At 75.9% G+C, this 1,222-nt stretch carries 2 protein-coding genes; both read left to right on the top strand.

Going from position 1 to position 1,222, the window contains the following annotated elements; translation table 11 throughout:
* The coding region (locus C665_RS19620) for a ChbG/HpnK family deacetylase (RefSeq protein ID WP_004330090.1) at window positions 1–645 on the top strand (645 nt) is incomplete at its 5' end.
* Window positions 646–804: 159 nt separating this feature from the next.
* Window positions 805–1,222 (top strand): glutamate--tRNA ligase family protein (locus tag C665_RS19625; RefSeq protein ID WP_004330092.1); only part of this gene is annotated, 418 nt, incomplete at its 3' end.

Here is a 1,222-nt window from a genome sequence, read left to right on the forward strand (position 1 = left end):
TGGGGCGAGCGCCTGCCGCCGCTCGGCCGCCTGCTCGCCGCCGCCCTCGCCCGCCGCCTGCCGGCGGACGCCGTGGCGGACGAGATCCGCGCCCAGTTCGACGCCTTCGAGGACGCCTGGGGCGACGCACCCGACCATGTGGACGGCCACCAGCACGTGCATGTGCTGCCTGGCGTGCGCGAAGCGCTGATCGCCGAGCTGCTGCGCCGCCACCCGCGCGGCCGCGTGTGGGTGCGCGACTGCGTCGAGCCGCCGCTGCGCTGCCTGCGACGCCGCGAGGCGGTGGACAAGGCCTGGTTCATCTCCGCCCTCGGGCGCGGGCTCCACCGCCGCCTGCGCGAGGCCGGCCTGCCCTGCAACGCGGGCTTCAGCGGCCTGCATGATTTTTCCACGGAGCGCCCGTTCGCGCCGAAGATGCGCCGCTTCCTCGCCGCCACCGGCCCGCGCCCGCTGGTGCACGTACACCCCGGCCGGGTGGACGCCGCGCTGCGCGCCTGCGATCCGCTCACCACCCCGCGCGAGGCCGAGCTCGCCTACCTCGCCTCCACCGAGTACCTCGCCGACCTCGCCGCCGCCGGCCTGCATCCTGCGCGCTTCGCGGCGTTCGATGCACTCGATGGCGGGACGACCACTCCGCCCCCCTGACGCAATCCACCGCAGCCGGGGCTTAGGCTCCGGATACCGCGCCGCAGCCACCCTTGGCGCGAGACGCCGCCGAACGGGTCGGCGGCCTCGAATGTCGGTCCCGCGAATCTGGCCGCCGCGCGTTGCACAAGCGCCCGCCCGGTCGATACGATCCTCGCCATGCAGCAGCCCCTCCCTTCCCCCTGCCCCGGTACAGGCCACCCCGCCGCCCCCTGCGTCGGTCGCTACGTCGGCCGCTTCGCCCCCTCGCCCAGCGGCGCGCTGCACTTCGGCTCGCTGGTCGCCGCGGTCGGCAGCATCCTGGATGCGCGCGCCCACGGCGGACGCTGGCTGCTGCGGATCGAGGATGTCGATACCCCGCGCACGGTCCCCGGCGCTGCCGAGGGCATCCTCGCCACGCTGGAACGCTTCGGCTTCGAATGGGACGGCGCGGTCGTGCGCCAGAGCGAACGCGGCGACGCCTACGCGGCCGCGCTCGCGCGCCTGTGCGCCGCCGGCCTCGCCTATCCCTGCGCCTGCACCCGACGCGAACTCGCCGACCAGCCGCTCGCGCGCGACGGCTCGCGCCGCTACCCGG

The organism is Thauera aminoaromatica S2 (assembly GCF_000310185.1).
Lineage (GTDB): Bacteria > Pseudomonadota > Gammaproteobacteria > Burkholderiales > Rhodocyclaceae > Thauera > Thauera aminoaromatica.